Annotated in this window: 2 protein-coding genes; both read right to left on the bottom strand. The window is 38.4% G+C overall.

Annotated elements, in window-relative coordinates; all coding sequences use genetic code 11:
- Nucleotides 1-916: metallophosphoesterase (locus tag AB0Q96_RS39145; RefSeq protein WP_365334154.1), on the bottom strand; the 916-nt coding region annotated here is incomplete at its 3' end.
- Complete coding sequence (locus AB0Q96_RS39140; RefSeq protein ID WP_365334152.1) at nucleotides 855-1,898, bottom strand: BppU family phage baseplate upper protein; 1,044 nt, start codon at nucleotides 1,896-1,898, stop codon at nucleotides 855-857. The genes AB0Q96_RS39140 and AB0Q96_RS39145, both read right to left, overlap by 62 nt.
- Nucleotides 1,899-1,958: the final 60 nt, after the last annotated feature.

The raw sequence follows: 1,958 nt of genomic DNA, 5'->3' as shown, positions 1-1,958 counted from the left end.
CAGCAAATAAACCAACTAAATGACTCTCTTTTCGATGTGTAAAATCGACTGAAAAATCAACGACAAAATCACTTAAATTGGAATGTAGTAGCGTACTTTCTTTGTTTATGAAAGCTGTGAGTAACGCTTTGAGTAGCTCACCATTTTTTATTGGGTCTGTCGTGACCGTTTCTGGCATCAATGGAACATGACTAAAAATTGCCACATGATAGTCATCTGGCAAAGTTCCTAAAGCTTCTTCTGCAAGCCATTGCAGTTGTCTTTCTTGCAGGGCATAGCTCCATTGATCGACATATTTCAATGTGCCATTTTGATTTCTAATTAAAGGGTTATCGATCATATCAATAAAAACCAATCTGATTTTTTTCTGATGAAAATCTTTGTAATGATACTGACCATTCCCATAAAATTTACCTTCTTGGTTTAAATGGTTTTTAAAGATTTCCAACTGCTCTGCACCAGTCATAATATCCTTTTCAAACACGTTATTTCCTTCATTATTCGAATCTAAAATAGCAGAACCTGAGTCATGATTTCCTCGGATAATAAACTTATTCGGGTTATTTCCTTGCGAATATCGTACACAGTAGCGCTCTAAGTTCCGGACATTAATTGATTTGTCTCGATGTTCGCTATCCACGTTGTCGCCTAAAGCGGCAATAGCGTCTAAATCATTTTGGATATATAAAACATTATTCAGATTTTTCATTGATCGATAAGCTTGAGTTCGCCAAGTTCCTTCATCAAAGTGTGAGTCTGTAACAATACCTACATTGAATAATTTAGGATCAAGTTTCTCACGTAACTGTTCTAATGCTTCTACGAAGTAAAGCCGAGGCAACGTGTTCTCGGCTTCATCTGGGAAATTCGTCGGCCGTTGTCCAGGAACCTGAAATATTATGCCAACGAGGACCATTCATTCCTACTGCAAGAATAATATTTCCAGCAGCCTGCACTCTGCCAAATGCTGGACCAAACATTGCGGGAATTTCATGGGCTAATCCTGTATCACCTGTAGGTTTAAATCCTGTAGGAACAATCAATGGCGCAAAGTGTGCATTATTCGAAGCGTTCGCATCGTCTCTTGCTTGAATATTTCCATGCATGACCACGAGATCCCCCATACGTGTCAAATAAATATTGCCATCTCGAACATTACTTAACTGCGTGATGTCAAAGTGTCGCGTCACCATGTTTGCATCATAAAATTCTTTTGTTGCTTGAGGGGTCATTAATTTAGTACTGTTTGCGCCTAATCTTGCTTCTTCATCGGTTGCTAAACGAGCACTTGTTTGTTGGTTAACTCGTTGAGGCGTCATGAACTTATTTGAAACTACCCCTTGCTCCGCATCTATTTTCGAAGCTGTGGCGAAATTATCAAGTTGATTTGTCCTTCCGTCAATTTCAGATAGTTGGTCAATTAATCCGCTAAAATCTTCGTTCTCAACAATGCCTGCAATAAGGTGTTTGTAGCGTTTATAGTAATCAACTAGTTCTTGTAAATCCCAAAAATAGTTTCCTTCCCATATGTTTTTTCGAATACCCGGAAGGACTCGATAAGTAAAACGCATGGTACTGAATAAATCTGATTCGGGTTCATCGCTATTTGCAAAACTAAACCAAGCGTTAAATTCACCTACCTTTTGCAAAAAGGCATCATTCAACTGATACGATACACGGCTACTATCATAAAAGACCGTGTCTACTTTGTCTCGAACCTTATAAGTCCCGATTTCCGCATTAAAAAAGACCATTTCGTTTTCAAACTGTAACAACTGTCCGTCTTCGACAATTTCAGCTTCAAACGTATGACTATTTTTGTCATCTTGAATGATCCGAACCAATGGAATATTGTTATTGGGTTCAGTCGTGCTTAACACCATTTTATGTTTCGGCATGGCTCTCCCTCCTAAAAATTAATATAATTACGTGGATTATGGAAACGAGCATTGGATGAG

The sequence above is a fragment of the Streptomyces sp. NPDC093111 genome (genome assembly GCF_040683955.1).
In the GTDB taxonomy this organism is placed as follows: Bacteria; Actinomycetota; Actinomycetes; order Streptomycetales; family Streptomycetaceae; genus Streptomyces.
Note: the sequence above shows the minus strand (reverse complement) of the source record. Positions and strands in the feature narration are given on the sequence as shown.